The sequence below is a fragment of the Citrobacter sp. EC_71 genome, from assembly GCF_019584005.1.
Taxonomy (GTDB): domain Bacteria; phylum Pseudomonadota; class Gammaproteobacteria; order Enterobacterales; family Enterobacteriaceae; genus Citrobacter; species Citrobacter werkmanii.
Map to the genome: position 1 here is coordinate 127,087 of NZ_VDAY01000011.1, position 13,292 is coordinate 140,378.

At 48.4% G+C, this 13,292-nt stretch carries 11 protein-coding genes and 1 pseudogene; 8 read left to right on the forward strand and 4 right to left on the reverse strand.

The window, feature by feature from the left end:
* Window positions 1-21: 21 nt before the first annotated feature.
* Both FHD02_RS14000 and FHD02_RS14005 read right to left on the reverse strand, forming a co-directional pair.
* Entirely contained in the window at window positions 22-768 is a 747-nt protein-coding gene (locus FHD02_RS14000) for a cyclopropane-fatty-acyl-phospholipid synthase family protein (RefSeq protein WP_042310298.1), read from the reverse strand.
* A gap of 10 nt (window positions 769-778) precedes the next feature.
* Window positions 779-1,036: a YjhX family toxin gene (locus tag FHD02_RS14005; RefSeq protein WP_042310296.1), complete on the reverse strand. Its 258-nt coding sequence runs from the start codon at window positions 1,034-1,036 to the stop codon at window positions 779-781.
* Window positions 1,037-2,303: 1,267 nt separating this feature from the next.
* Between FHD02_RS14005 and pepT the strand changes: the two genes are divergently transcribed.
* The 8 genes and pseudogenes from pepT to foxA all read left to right on the forward strand — a co-directional run bounded on the left by pepT (window position 2,304) and on the right by foxA (window position 11,396).
* Window positions 2,304-3,560, forward strand: coding sequence for a peptidase T (gene pepT / locus FHD02_RS14010; protein WP_220393992.1), 1,257 nt, complete (start codon window positions 2,304-2,306; stop codon window positions 3,558-3,560).
* Window positions 3,557-4,918 carry a C4-dicarboxylate transporter DcuC gene (gene dcuC, locus FHD02_RS14015; RefSeq protein WP_061383026.1) on the forward strand — a complete coding sequence of 454 codons (1,362 nt, stop codon included), beginning with the start codon at window positions 3,557-3,559 and terminating at the stop codon, window positions 4,916-4,918. Before pepT ends, dcuC begins: the two co-directional genes overlap by 4 nt.
* Before the next feature lie 300 nt (window positions 4,919-5,218).
* Window positions 5,219-5,848 (forward strand): DUF2913 family protein, encoded by a 630-nt coding sequence (locus tag FHD02_RS14020; protein WP_137359905.1) that lies wholly within the window; start codon window positions 5,219-5,221, stop codon window positions 5,846-5,848.
* Window positions 5,849-5,863: 15 nt separating this feature from the next.
* Window positions 5,864-6,112, forward strand: a complete 249-nt coding sequence (locus FHD02_RS14025) for a hypothetical protein (RefSeq protein WP_061383023.1) — start codon at window positions 5,864-5,866, stop codon at window positions 6,110-6,112.
* A gap of 329 nt (window positions 6,113-6,441) precedes the next feature.
* Window positions 6,442-7,206 (forward strand): annotated as a pseudogene (locus tag FHD02_RS24870) (HAMP domain-containing protein); the annotation flags it as partial.
* Between the two features lie 57 nt (window positions 7,207-7,263).
* Window positions 7,264-8,013, forward strand: coding sequence for a methyl-accepting chemotaxis protein (locus FHD02_RS24875; protein WP_371415455.1), 750 nt, complete (start codon window positions 7,264-7,266; stop codon window positions 8,011-8,013).
* Between the two features lie 172 nt (window positions 8,014-8,185).
* Window positions 8,186-9,166 (forward strand): AraC family transcriptional regulator, encoded by a 981-nt coding sequence (locus tag FHD02_RS14035; protein ID WP_079225323.1) that lies wholly within the window; start codon window positions 8,186-8,188, stop codon window positions 9,164-9,166.
* A gap of 121 nt (window positions 9,167-9,287) precedes the next feature.
* Window positions 9,288-11,396, forward strand: coding sequence for a ferrioxamine B receptor FoxA (gene foxA, locus FHD02_RS14040; RefSeq protein ID WP_137359907.1), 2,109 nt, complete (start codon window positions 9,288-9,290; stop codon window positions 11,394-11,396).
* Window positions 11,397-11,490: 94 nt separating this feature from the next.
* On the opposite strand, the gene FHD02_RS14045 is transcribed toward foxA, so the two are convergent.
* Window positions 11,491-12,000: a hypothetical protein gene (locus tag FHD02_RS14045; RefSeq protein WP_061383018.1), complete on the reverse strand. Its 510-nt coding sequence runs from the start codon at window positions 11,998-12,000 to the stop codon at window positions 11,491-11,493.
* Window positions 12,001-12,171: 171 nt separating this feature from the next.
* The gene (locus FHD02_RS14050) at window positions 12,172-13,266 is read right to left on the reverse strand and encodes a 4Fe-4S binding protein (RefSeq protein ID WP_137371411.1); all 1,095 of its coding nucleotides are present in this window, start codon (window positions 13,264-13,266) and stop codon (window positions 12,172-12,174) included.
* Window positions 13,267-13,292 lie beyond the last annotated feature (26 nt).

The following is a 13,292-nucleotide window of genomic DNA, read 5'->3' on the forward strand; positions in this document are numbered from 1 at the left end:
CGGTTATACCGACCACACAGCTTACCTCTTCATGAGTGCGAACACGCCCCAACCAATGTATTCTCGGGTGAAGGTGACGTGGCGTCCGGGTGAACTTCTCAGTTGCTCCCTGACTTCCGGTGCAAACTCATCGTTTTGATTAGCTTCCAGCCAGCGGCGCATCGTCAACCATTTTGCCGCCTCGTACCTGTCCCAACCTTCCTGGTCAGCCAGAACCATTTCAACCACGTCATAGCCGAGCGGGTCAAAAGAAGAAATGAGTTCCGCCAGGGAAAGAAAATCGGCAACAGCGGTCGCGCCGCAGGACTGGGCGATTTCCTCCGTTGCGGGCATCTGGCGCCAGTACGGTTCACCGATGAGTATGATTCCACCTGGCTTAAGACTCTGCTCCAGTTGTCTGACCGTTCCGGTGACGCCGCCTGCAATCCAGGTTGCGCCCACGCAGGCGGCAATATCGCATTTTTCTTCAGCGACATAGCCCGTTGCATCGGCGTGGACAAAACTCACCTGCTGACTGACGCCCAGTTCTGCTGCGCGCAGCGTTGCTTGTTCGCTAAACAGCTGGCTCATATCGATACCGATGCCGAAAATGCCATGATCGCGCGCCCAGGTACACAACATCTCTCCTGAGCCGCTACCGAGATCCAGAATGCGGGTGCCCGGTTCCATGCGCAACACCTGGCCTAACGTGGCGTATTTCTGCGCGGTGAACGGGTTATGGATGCGATGAGCGCTTTCGCTGATAGTAAAAATTTTTGGGATATCCATTTCTCTCTCCTTAGCGATTATCCAGTTGGGCGCGAACGTTGTTCAGCCCGGTAGTATTGATGCGATAGGGCTGACCATTGACAGATTTGATCAGCTTTTTGGTTCTGAGTTTTTTGAACACGGCGAGGGTGCAGTCGCAGAGCAGTAGTCCTTCGCGGCTGTAGCATTCGACGGAGGTGACGCGGCCTGAGGCGTCGCGGACGTGAACGATACGGCCACCTTTGGCGAGAACGTGTAAGGTACGTTGTTCCTGACGGGATAAATTCATACTGGAAAACCTGTTTAATCATCATGTGCAAAACGTGCAAACACACTGCGGTGTCCGCATTCGATTTCGGCGCATTGATAACCAGTCCGGCCTGAAAAGGTCGGTAAGCTGATTATCTGATGATTACATTCTCCAGCATCAAAGCCTCGGGTTGAGTTGAAAGGTATTTACCTGATGAATCATACCAGCCAGAATCTCCAGAGAAAACTCCTTGTACATAAAATGTGATCTATAACGAGTTATTGCGTTTAGTGACTTTATTAACTGCAAATTTTCGTTATGTGAGACATTTATTAAAGTATTAAATTAATTTGATATTCTGTCTGTGCATAGCGTGATGTCTGTGGTAACTCAGCATTTTGAGCGCATTCAGTACCATGTAATTGATTAGTATAGGTTAATATTTGCGAGGTTTTATTTGCCTTTTTGATAAGGTATTTTTTATTATTTTAATAATTTTCTACCGAGTTTGCGATTAATCAATTTTAAGAATTTTCTTAATGTTGCGAGTTGTGTATACTCGGTTCCGCAAGAAGCTCTTCCGTTATCACTAAAACTATAAATCTGTCCTTAACACCCGTATTACCTCTGCCCTGAATCTCTTCTCAGGGCAGAGGTTTTTTTTGCCGGTGCAGGATTTTATTAATCACCAATATATACAAATATTATGGTGGGTAATGTTTAAAATTAATGGTTAGGGAAGTATTATCCATCGATAATAAGGTAATGTCGAATAGTATCATAATGAATCTATTTACCAAGGGACTATATAGTATTTCTTATAATTCACGGTTTTTCAGTATGATAGAAATTTTTGCTATTGATATAATTGTGAGTTTGTTCACGGATTTTAGTGCGCTAAGTGGCTATTTCTAGAGAAGTGCAAACGGTTGCATGTTGCAGTTACAGTATTCGTTCATTAAAAAAATATAGCGATGGTATATCTTAGGCCGGTATGGATGAGTGGAGTCTAAATGATTTCTATTATCTCTTAGGCTTACGAGTACCGTTTATGATTTCTGTTAGCTAAACACCATGGGAAATAGCAGTAAACACGGACAGGGAGTATGATTTTACCCATCAGTAAGGCGTTTTATCACAGGCATAATTTATATTCATTTATATAAATCAACGTCGTAATGTTCATAAAACCAGCGTTCCGGGATGAACGCTGGTTTTATCCAGTTCCCTGTTTTATATCACTCGCGCTGTACGCGAGCCTCCTCTCACAGTATTTCGTCAATAAAATATTAAAGGACCTCCTGGAATGGATATTGTTGAACGTTTTATCAACTACACCAAAATTAATACCACGACTTCAAGAGAAAACGGCGCCAATGGGATAATGCCTTCTTCTGCTGGTCAAATGGTACTGGCAAAACTGCTTGCAGCAGAACTTGAAGCATTAGGAATGGAAAACATTGAGGTCAGGGATACCGCTATCGTAACGGCAACACTTCCCGGGAATACTGATGACACGGTTCCTGTCGTTTCATTCTTTGGACATCTGGATACCAGCGCGGAACAGACTGCGGACACAAATGCACAACGTCTTCACTATAGCGGTGGGGATTTGTGTCTGAACAAAGAGCTGAATATTTTTCTGCGCGAAAGCGAATTCCCGGAACTGAAAAATTATATCGGTGATGATCTGCTCGTCACTGACGGAACCAGTCTGTTAGGGGCTGATGATAAAGCAGCCATCGCCGCAATTATGAACGCATTACAGTATCTGGTGGCACATCCGGAAATCAAACATGGGCCGGTGAAGGTGGGTTTTGTGCCTGATGAAGAGCAAGGATTACGTGGCGCAAAAGCGTTTGATGTTGCGAGCTTCGGCGCTGATTTTGGTTACACCCTGGATTGTTGCGGTATCGGGGAGTTTGTTTATGAGAACTGGAATGCGGGCGATGCGGAAATCATCTTTACCGGCCAGTCTGCGCACCCCATGTCAGCCAAAGGTAAGCTGAAGAACTCGCTGCTGATGGCGCATAAGTTTATTGCGATGCTGCCTGGCGGAGAAGCGCCTGAATATACGGAAGGGCGCGAAGGTTATTACTGGGTTAAGCAGTTGCAGGGTAACAGCGCCCGCACGGTGCTTAAGCTGGATATCCGCGACTTTAGCGAAGAAGGCTATAAGGCGCGTATGGCATTTATCCGTCAGCTTGCCGTCAGTACCTGCGCTCTATGGGGCGAAAATAGCGTGGTCTGTCATTTAGCCGATCGCTATGCGAACGTGTTCAATAGTTTGCAGGGTGATGCTCACTATCCGATTGATATTGCATTACGCGCCTATCAGAAATGTGGGATTACCCCGGCTCCTGTCGCCATGCGCGGCGGATATGATGGTGCGGTTTTATCGCAGAAAGGATTGCCATGCCCGAATATTTTTACCGGTGCTCATAATTTTCACTCAATCTATGAATATCTGCCGGTGCGTTCACTGCGGGCCGCCAGCGATGTCGTGGTATCGGTTATTGAGGAAACCTTTGCTGAGTTCACGCAGCGGAGAGCTCAGTCATGATTCAGGTGTTAATTGCCCTGCTGGTTATCGTGGTAGTCGCGCGTCTGATCCTGAAAGGTTATCGTGCCGAGCCCGTGCTATTTATTGCGGGTTTGGTGCTGATGATTTGCACCGCACTCACCGGGTGGGGTTCCGTACTACCGAAAGGCGTTGCTGGCACGGGGATTTCCTTTCTCGATCCGTTCGAGGTTATGCGCGATCTTTTCAGCACGCGAGCTGCCGATCTTGGCCTGATGATCATGGCGCTGATGGGATTTGCGCACTACATGGATCATATCGGTGCAAATGAGGCGGTGGTGCGTGTCGTCACAAAACCCCTGCGTGCGCTGCGTTCGCCCTATATTCTGCTTTTTTTCTCGTACCTGCTCGCCAGTCTCCTGCAGTTAGCTATTCCTTCCGCCACTGGACTCGCCGTACTGCTGATGGGAACAATGTTCCCCATTATGCTGGGATTAGGGCTTTCCGCTGCCTCTGCTGCCGGGGTAATTGCCACCTCGCTTGGTGTGGCGTACACCCCAACGGCAATCGATGCTATCAGGGGGTCGAAAGCGGTCAATATGGATGTGGTGGAATACGTTGTCTACCACCAGGGACCGGCAGCTCTGGCTACCGTTTTGGTCGTGGGAGTCTGCCATTTTTTCTGGCAGCGCTATTGCGACCGTAAAGCGGGGACCTTACCACGGGAAATCGGTAGCACTGAAGTGACTGACTCAGGGAAAGCGCCTGCTTTTTATGCGCTGCTTCCCATGCTTCCGATACTGATGGCAGTGGGATCCTCCGAAATGTTCGTCAGTGGTATTAACCTGAATATCATTACCATTGTGCTTATTTCAATGGCTATCTGTATGTTGATTGAATGGCTACGGGTGCGAGATTTAAAGGCGGTGTGCGAAGGGTTTAGCCATTTTCTGAAAGGAATGGGTACTGCCTTTACCGGTGTAGTAGGACTGCTGGTAGCGGCGGGTGTTTTTGCTCATGGTATTAAAGTCATTGGTGCAATTGATCAATTAATCCTGATGGCCGAACATGTGGGATTACCGCCATTCGCCATGGCGGTGGTGTTTGCGCTGGTAACGCTTGCGGCGGCTATCATTATGGGATCGGGTAACGCGCCATTTCTGGCATTCGTTGAGCTTATCCCGCAAATCGCTGCCAGTATGGGGGCTAACGCCGTTGCCATGATTCTGCCGATGCAGCAGGCATCGCATATGGGACGGGCCATTTCACCGGTATCTGGCGTGGTGATCGCCGTTTCCAGCGGGGCAAAAATAACCCCATTCGATGTGGTTAAACGCACCGCCGTGCCGTTGATTGTCGGCTTTGTTACCCATACGCTAATCATCGGTATTTTCTACTAACAATTGCAGGCACAGACAAACCTCTGGTTCATTGAATCTGGAGGTTTTCTGGTTTGATACGTTGGTGTATTGATTACGGGGGATAATTATTAGTTTTCATCTTTATCGAGCTATTCTTATTATTTGTGGTCAACCTTGTTAACTATAAATGGTTAATAAAAATAATGTGTTTCATGGCTCTTTTTTTACATTGAGATAAATTAATCTGGATCATATTATGCTGATTTTAGTTGTAGTAGGTTTTTAAATTGAGCAGTAACAAATTAAATACAATAATGATTTTTTCTGGGTGGGTTTTAAGTGGTAAAAAATTTAGGAAAAGTGAGTAAATCGAGGCATCATTATCAGGATGAGCTGGAAGCGTTTACCTGGAGCGCGTTAGTGGCAATTGGTATCGCAATACAGGATCACAAGATCCACTCTAAAATGTCAGAGCATATTTTTATTATGCATTGGTTGGCTATCGCAAAAAAAAGAAAACTCTTCTCACGAAGTGTTGCCAATGAGCTTCAATGGTTAATTGATGAAGGCAAGAAAAAAAACATTAATGCACAACTAAAATTTAAAATTGAATACTTGTACGCCACCTCAAGTGGTGATGTGACAATGCAAAATGATTATTTTAAATTCACCCACACGATTGAAATATTGAGAAATAATGGATGGCAGAACTTTCTACTCACACCAGAGAAGTGGCGTAACCTGCATGATAAGATTAAAGTGAGAAAGGGTAACTTTATTTTTATGGATGATACCCGACTCCAGGAGTGCTTTGGTACTCAGGGCGAGATAGTCAAGCCTTTCTGTATCCGGGTGTATGGTGATGTTGAGTTCGCAAAATTAACCTTCATCAAACACCACCTGCCGGTAGAGTTTGTGAAGGATATTTCAAATGAATTTCATCACTTCCAGTTTCTTACTGATAAGTAATGATTAGCACAAGTTATGAACAGAGAATTGTTAAAGCAAAAGTTAGAGATCGCGACCGAATGGATTAGGTTGTCTGATGCCGCTGACAATTTATCTATAACTTTTCGGGGCATTCTCGAGATTGGCGAAAGTTCTTCTGCGCCAGATGACAGCACGCCGCTACTTCGGTTAGAAAATGAAATGGCGACAATTGCAGTTGATTCAATGTCATGGGTAAGGGTGCCGGCAGATCTTCAGGAAAAAGTTACCGTCTATATTCTCTGACGTTTGGCTGCTGCTTTGTTCGTTTTATGCCAGTCAGATACGGCTATCGTGCCCATTCTCAGTGGCGCATGATGTTTAATATAACTGTTTTTTTTTCATTCATAAATAATATTAATATTGGTTTTTTTATAGTGTGATTGTTCCCGGTAATAAAACGGCGATTTGCCGCCATGTATACGACGGTGTACGTAATTTATTATGCTATGTTGAGCCGGGAAACTTTCTCATAATTAACCATTTTTAGGTTAAGGTATTACGTGGCGTGTCGATAACAATTTAGTCAGAGATGATTGTCTAATTGTTATGGAGATGTTCAAATGTTAAAGAATATGAGGGTTAAAACCAGTCTGTTATTATTGCTTTTGGTATTTACCTTTATGCAGTTCCTTTCTAATGGGTTTGAGTTGGTCGATCTCAAAGGAAATCAAAAAAGTACCCTTCTACTGCATAATATAGTAAAGGAACAGGATTCGCTGCATAACGTCGTTGGGGCTGTTTATAAAGTAAGAAGCGTTCTAGATAATATTCAACTGCAAGATATGGCTGCTACCCAACAAAAATTGAGACAGGTACAGGATGAGATCGCCTATGCCAGAAAGCAGTTCGCTATTTTTTGGGATATACCTGGACTGACGGCGGATGATCCCCAGATTGGTAAAATCGTCAGAACTGCTTTTGAGCAACAAATGAATGCTGAACAAAAGTATGTTGATAAATTAAATGAGGCTATTTCTAACGGTAGTCTTGTCGGTACACAAGCAAATGCCAACACTGAGCTGCTGGCTTTGCGAAAAAATTTTGATAAGGAGATTGAGAACTACTATAAATCAACCATGTTGGTCGGTAAAAATATCGTAGAGCAGACACACGTTCAGTTTAATGTCTCAATACTTAAAATATCCTTGCTGCTGGCCGTTACAGTTCTTATCTTTATTCTCTGCAATATCTGGATAAACCGAACAATCATTCGGCCATTAAATATCGTGTCTGAGCATTTTTCACGGATTGGTAAAGGCGATCTGAGTCATCCCGTTAAGGTGCCGGGTAACAATGAAATTGGCTTACTGTGTTTAAATTTACAACACATGCAAAACGGCCTGCGGGAGACTGTCAGTACAATTCGCGATGGCGTTGAGTCTATTAATATCGGAATGCAGGAAATTGCTTCGGGTAATTCAGACTTATCCACCCGAACGGAGCAACAGGCTGCGGCAGTGGTTGAAACGGCGGCCAGTATGGAACAGATTTCCGTAACAACCAAAAATAACACCGATAAATCACATCAGGCTTCTGCCATGACGAGTGAAAGCACGGAAATGGCATTGCGTGGCGAGCGCTTAATGAGCGACATGGTTGAGAAAATTCACCTGATCAGCCGCAACGCGCAAAGCGTGAATGAAATCTCTCATGTGATTGATAGTATTGCTTTCCAGACCAACATTCTCGCTTTAAACGCCGCGGTAGAAGCGGCGCGCGCTGGCGAATCCGGGCGTGGATTTGCCGTTGTAGCGAGTGAAGTCAGAACCCTTGCCCAACGTAGCGCCTCCTCAGCGAAAGAAATTAGCGAACTGGTTGCCAAAGCGGCAATCAGCGTCAAGGAAGGGGTGGAGATAGCTGAAAGCAGTGGGGCTATGATGGCGGACATTGCTAAGGCAATACGCAATATCAATATACTCATGGAAGATATATCCGGCGCATCGGGGGAACAGAGTAGCGGCATTGAGCAGATCCGCGTTGCTGTCACGCAAATGGAGCAAGTCACTCAACAAAACGCGTCTCTGGTTGAGGAAATCGCCGCCACGACAGGCAGTGTGGAAGAGCAGTCGGCAATGCTTTCCCAGGCCGTGGCTGTGTTTCAGGTTGATGAAAAGCCGCAGGAGGGTACGCAGGACAAGCAGTAGAACATGCCATCTCATCAGCTGTAAATTCAGTCTGATGAGATGGCTGGCTGTCAGGAAAAGCGCCTTAATCATATTGATAATAATTCTCATTATTATTGTTGTGTTGCGCAGGGAATGGTAATGTTGCTCCTGGCCATAAACTGTTAATCCCATTTTCTGTGCAGAAGACAGCATGAACAACACCACTCTGAATGCGTCCAGACGCGTAGCCCGTACTTTTTCCGTCAGCGAGTTTATGGATTTTGGTGAGCGTTACGGGATCGACTATCGCTTTCCCCAACTGGCACAAAAGCCGGACTTGCCGTCTGCTAGCCCTGTGCTGCAAGGTGAAATTGAGGAGATGACGCTCCCCTGCGGGATGTGCGTGACGCACTCTGATGTACAGGTATTGCAACCCTACGAAACCACCTCCCGCCACAGCAGTCCCCTGTATATGTTGGTGGTACTGGAAGGCTGTGTGGTCCTCTCGCTTAACGGTCAGGAACACGTGGTGCGTTCCGGCATGGCGTTTAGCTCACGCCTGAGCGAGCACCAGACGATGCGCGCCCGCCATCATGCCGACTGCAAACTGCGAACCTTATCTCTCGGTCTGTATCCCGGCGGAGCGTGGCGCACGGGGCTGCTCGAATCGTTGATGCGTGAGTGGGAAAGATGCCAGACGCCGACGCTTATCTGGCAGGTGCCGGGATTTTTACTCAGTGGCCTGGAGTATGCGCAGCAGATCACGCTCAGCAATGTTTCTCGCCAGTTGATGCTGGAAGGGCTGATATTGCAACTGTTCGGCCATGGCCTCAGCGTGTGCCAGGTCGAGAGCGGCAAACGCCTCGCCGCCAGCGGTGAACAGCAGCGGCTGGAAGTCGTTCGTCGCCTGTTGGAACAGAATCCTGAGAATGACCACACGCTCAATGAACTGGCGCAACGCGCGGCAATGAGTCCCAGTAGTCTGCGTAGCAAGTTTCGCGCAGCCTATGGCTGTTCGGTCTTTGATTACCTGCGCGATTGCCGCCTGGAACGCGCTCGCGGTTATTTACTGGAAGGATACAGCGTACAGCAGGCAGCCTGGATGTCGGGATACCAGCACGCCACCAACTTCTCTACCGCCTTTCGTCGTCGTTACGGTTTTTCGCCAGGCGATATGCTCAAGCTTTGCTAATCCATTTTTGCGTTTTGCGCACGTTGCTGGCAGACAATTTGGCACTGCGCATAGGTAATCTGGCATCCGGCATAGCTATCTCCGTCAGCAAAAAGGTAATAATTCTCACTTACAATTAGAAATGCCTTTGGAGATACTCATGTTCGCGAAGACTCGGTTGGCGCTGCTGGTAGGATGGGTGACCGGCAGCGTGGCTTTTCCTCTGCTGGCGCAGGAAACAACAAAAAACGATACAGTCGTTGTCACCTCGCAAATGCAGAGCGGGGCTACTAAGCTTGCCACGCCGGATATTGAAACCCCGCAATCGGTATCCATCATTACCCGCGAACAGTTTGAAGAGCAGGGTGCAACCAGCGTGCGTCAGGCCGTTAGCTATACGCCGGGGGTATACAGCAACCAGATTGGCGCCTCCAACCGCTTTGACTACATTGTGCTGCGCGGCTTCTCCGATGGCAGCCTGGACAACGTCTATCTCGATGGTCTGAAGATGATGGGCGACACCAACTCACATAGCTCGCTGGTGGTCGATCCGTGGTTCCTTGAAGATATCGAAGTGGTGCGCGGCCCGGCTTCCGTGCTGTACGGGCGTTCTTCTCCGGGGGGGATCGTCGCGTTGACGTCGCGCAAGCCGTCGTTTGACGCGGGTGGGGAAGTGAAGCTGTTTGCCGGCAACAATAACCAGCGCGGCGCGGCGTTTGACGTCACCGGAGCGCTGGATGATAACGATCGTGTGGCGGCGCGCCTGAGCGGGATGACGCGTTACGCTGACTCACAGTTTGGCCCATTGAAAGAAGAGCGTTACGCGCTGATGCCCAGTCTGACCTGGCGGATCACCGACCAGACGCGTCTGGATCTGATGGCCTATCTGCATCGCGACCCGGAAGGCGGTAGCCACTCCGGTCTGCCTTATGACGGCACCGTGGTTCCGCATTACGGGCAAAAGATCTCCAACACCTTTTACGAAGGTGAGGATGATTACGACAAATACGATCGCCGTGAAAACATGGTGGGCTACAATATTGAGCACATGTTTGATAGCGGCTGGTCGGTGCGGCAAAAGCTGCGCTATCTGCATACCGACGTTGAACTGAACCAGGTGTATGCGGCGGGCTGGTTGAACGAAACCGAGCTTAATCGCGGCTATTCCGGCTCTGATGAAAAAATGTCGGCGATTACGCTGGATAACCAGCTCGACGGCAGCTTTGATACCTGGCAGGTCAACCATCGTCTGCTGGTGGGCATTGATTATCAGGATCGCAGCAACAATACCACCGGCTACTACGGCGCATTCCCGCCGATCGACGCTTTTAACCCGGTGTATGGCGCGAAGCCGGATTATATCGACATGTATGCGCGTGAGAAGCACAAGCTGCGCCAGACGGGCTACTATTTGCAGGATCAGATGTCATGGGATCGTTGGCGTATTACGCTCGGCGGTCGCTACGATCAGGTCAGCGTGTCTAATATTGATAAGATCAACGATACCCGCAGCGATCTGGATAAAAACAACTTTAGTACTCGCGCCGCATTGCTCTACTTGTTCGATAATGGCTTTGCGCCGTACGTGAGCTATTCCACCGCCTTTACGCCAACCAGCTTTGCCGATGAGAACGGCAATCTGCTGGATCCGATGAAAGGCAAGCAGTGGGAAGCGGGGCTGAAATATGAGCCGGAAGGGCTTAACAGTCAGTTCAGCGCGTCGGTGTTCCGCATTAATCAAACCAATATCGCCACCAAAGAAGAGCCGACCGATCCGTACCGCTCGATTGGGGAAATTGAATCTGAAGGGGTGGAGCTGGAGGCGATTAGTCAACTTACGGACAGCTTCCGTCTGCAGGCGGCATATACCTACACCGACATCCGCTACAAGAAAAGCAGTCCGGAGGAGCAGGGCAAGCGTGCCGTGTATGCACCACGGAATCAGGCCAGCACCTGGCTGAGCTACGATGTGAAAAGCGGCCTGCTGGATGGTCTGACGCTCGGCTCGGGCGTGCGATATGTCAATGGGATCACCAGCGATCGTCTGAATACGCATACTCTGCCATCCTATACGTTGGTGGATATGGCAATTGGCTACGATTTAACGAATATCGGTATTAAAGGACTGAGTGCCCAGTTGAACGTCAACAACCTGACCGATAAACGCTACGTTGCGGCCTGTAATTCGCTCTCATACTGCTACTTCGGCGCTGAGCGCAGCATTGTCGGCAGCGTATCCTGGAAATTCTGATGCTTTAGCCGGATGCGGCGTTGACGCCTTATCCGGTCTACAACAGAGTGCAAATTGTATGCCTGATAAGCGCATCAGGCATAGTGGATTGCGGCTATTGCGTAAAACCGTTTTGCATACAAATCTGCGCGCTGGTTCTCAGAGTGAAGGCGACTTTGTCTGGGTACTGGCTGTAATAGTTATGCTCTTCTTCCAGCCCTTTCGCCTGCGCCAGACGTACCGTTTCCAGCGAGCAGGTACGGTAGATCAGATCCTTATTCATATTGATCTGCTTCTCGCGCTGTTTGTCCGCAGACAGCGCCAGCCATTTCTCTGACAGCGAGTAATCGTAGACCACCCGATTTCCTTTCGCCTGCACGTTCTCAATGGTAATGAATTCGTCGATTTTCAGTCTCGGTTGCCCACGCATTTTTTTCTTATCTTCTGCGGCGGCATATTGGGCCAGGGTATTAATATCCATGCTGGCTATCTTCTGTTTATAAGTCTCGACATAGGCGGCGGGTTGCTGATAATGCTGAGCGTAAGCGTTTCTTAATTCCCCGTCGCTCATCGTACAACCCGCCAGAAACAGAGGTAATAGCAGTGCCAGTTTTATTTTAGTCATAATGCTGTCCCGTTTATTATTGGATGCAGTCGCCCATAACATAATAAAAAATGAATGATCACAGGTGATAGTTAAGGTTGTATAAACCGGGGCGCGAAGGCACAAGTTCAATAGTCTTAAAATGGCGGAACCGGCGGGAAACCCTGCCAGAATTGGCAGGGTTATTAAAAATTAATGGCCGATCATTTTAGCCTTCGGGATTAGCTGGAAATACATGTGATCGGGCACCGGCGTATCCCAGACATTGGCATAAACCGCATAGCCAATGGTGGCAAAAAGGATACCCAGCACCAGGATAGTCATGACAACGCCTGACAATGCCGTTTGCCGCCATAACGATTTTCCGTTTCCTTGTTCCCCCGCAGGGGGGGGCAGTGAAAAGCTCAGCGTAGAGGCCACCGGGCAGGATTCAACGCAGGTCATACAGCCGGTACATTCCACGGTACGCACCTGAATCAGTCGATCAACCGGGATAGTAGACGGGCAGTTTTTCGCACATTTACCGCAGTCAATGCAACTGTCTGGATTACGCCGGATTTTAAACGGCGAGAGCAGTGAAAACAGGCCAAGCAGTGCGCCATAAGGGCACAGATAACGGCACCAGGCATTGCGAATAAACAGGCTCAGAACGCTGATAACTACCACGAAAATAAGCGTGGCGGAGCCGATATGACGAAAAAAATCGAGCATCTTCACGTCAATGATCATGCCGTAGGCCGACATCAGAAAGTACTGGATTCCCTGGGCGGGCATCGACAGAGCGATATACAGGAAGAAACCCAACAGCAGATACTTCAGACTGAGCAGTGGGATGTCCAGCCAGCGCGGAAGCGTGAAATTGCGACCCAATACTTTTTTTCCCAGAGTACCAAGCAGTTCGGAAAGCGTGCCAACCGGGCATAGCCACGAACAGAAGGCTTTTTTTAACAACAAGCTAATCAGGATAAACGCAACTAACAGCAGCATGGAGGCGGCATGGATGGGCGGGAGAAAACCGGTCTCCAGCGTGTAGCGGATATTCATCAAACCCGCGATCGGCAGCCACCCCTCAATACCGCCGGGTCTTGGAATATAAACGCTGGTACCGGCAGTTTCAAAATAGCGGACCCAATAATAAAACGTCACGCCAATATAGACATTGCTGGCCAGCAGGAGAAACTGGGTGGCTTTTCGCCAGGTGCTGGCGTTACGCCAGTCATTCCACGGCAGTTTGCCTCCGGTCGTGCCTGGGCGGCGCTGCCAGCGTGTTCTCTTTTTCCCGTTCATGGTTTTACACTATCCCTCATATTTCC

What these genes read in the sequence shown, in the direction of transcription:
- FHD02_RS14000 (WP_042310298.1), bottom strand. Translation starts at nt 768, where the DNA reads ATGGATATCCCAAAAATTTTTACTATCAGCGAAAGCGCTCATCGCATC.
- FHD02_RS14005 (WP_042310296.1), bottom strand. Translation starts at nt 1,036, where the DNA reads ATGAATTTATCCCGTCAGGAACAACGTACCTTACACGTTCTCGCCAAA.
- pepT (WP_220393992.1), top strand. Translation starts at nt 2,304, where the DNA reads ATGGATATTGTTGAACGTTTTATCAACTACACCAAAATTAATACCACG.
- dcuC (WP_061383026.1), top strand. Translation starts at nt 3,557, where the DNA reads ATGATTCAGGTGTTAATTGCCCTGCTGGTTATCGTGGTAGTCGCGCGT.
- FHD02_RS14025 (WP_061383023.1), top strand. Translation starts at nt 5,864, where the DNA reads ATGAACAGAGAATTGTTAAAGCAAAAGTTAGAGATCGCGACCGAATGG.
- FHD02_RS24875 (WP_371415455.1), top strand. Translation starts at nt 7,264, where the DNA reads ATGCAGGAAATTGCTTCGGGTAATTCAGACTTATCCACCCGAACGGAG.
- FHD02_RS14035 (WP_079225323.1), top strand. Translation starts at nt 8,186, where the DNA reads ATGAACAACACCACTCTGAATGCGTCCAGACGCGTAGCCCGTACTTTT.
- foxA (WP_137359907.1), top strand. Translation starts at nt 9,288, where the DNA reads ATGCCTTTGGAGATACTCATGTTCGCGAAGACTCGGTTGGCGCTGCTG.
- FHD02_RS14045 (WP_061383018.1), bottom strand. Translation starts at nt 12,000, where the DNA reads ATGACTAAAATAAAACTGGCACTGCTATTACCTCTGTTTCTGGCGGGT.
- FHD02_RS14050 (WP_137371411.1), bottom strand. Translation starts at nt 13,266, where the DNA reads ATGAACGGGAAAAAGAGAACACGCTGGCAGCGCCGCCCAGGCACGACC.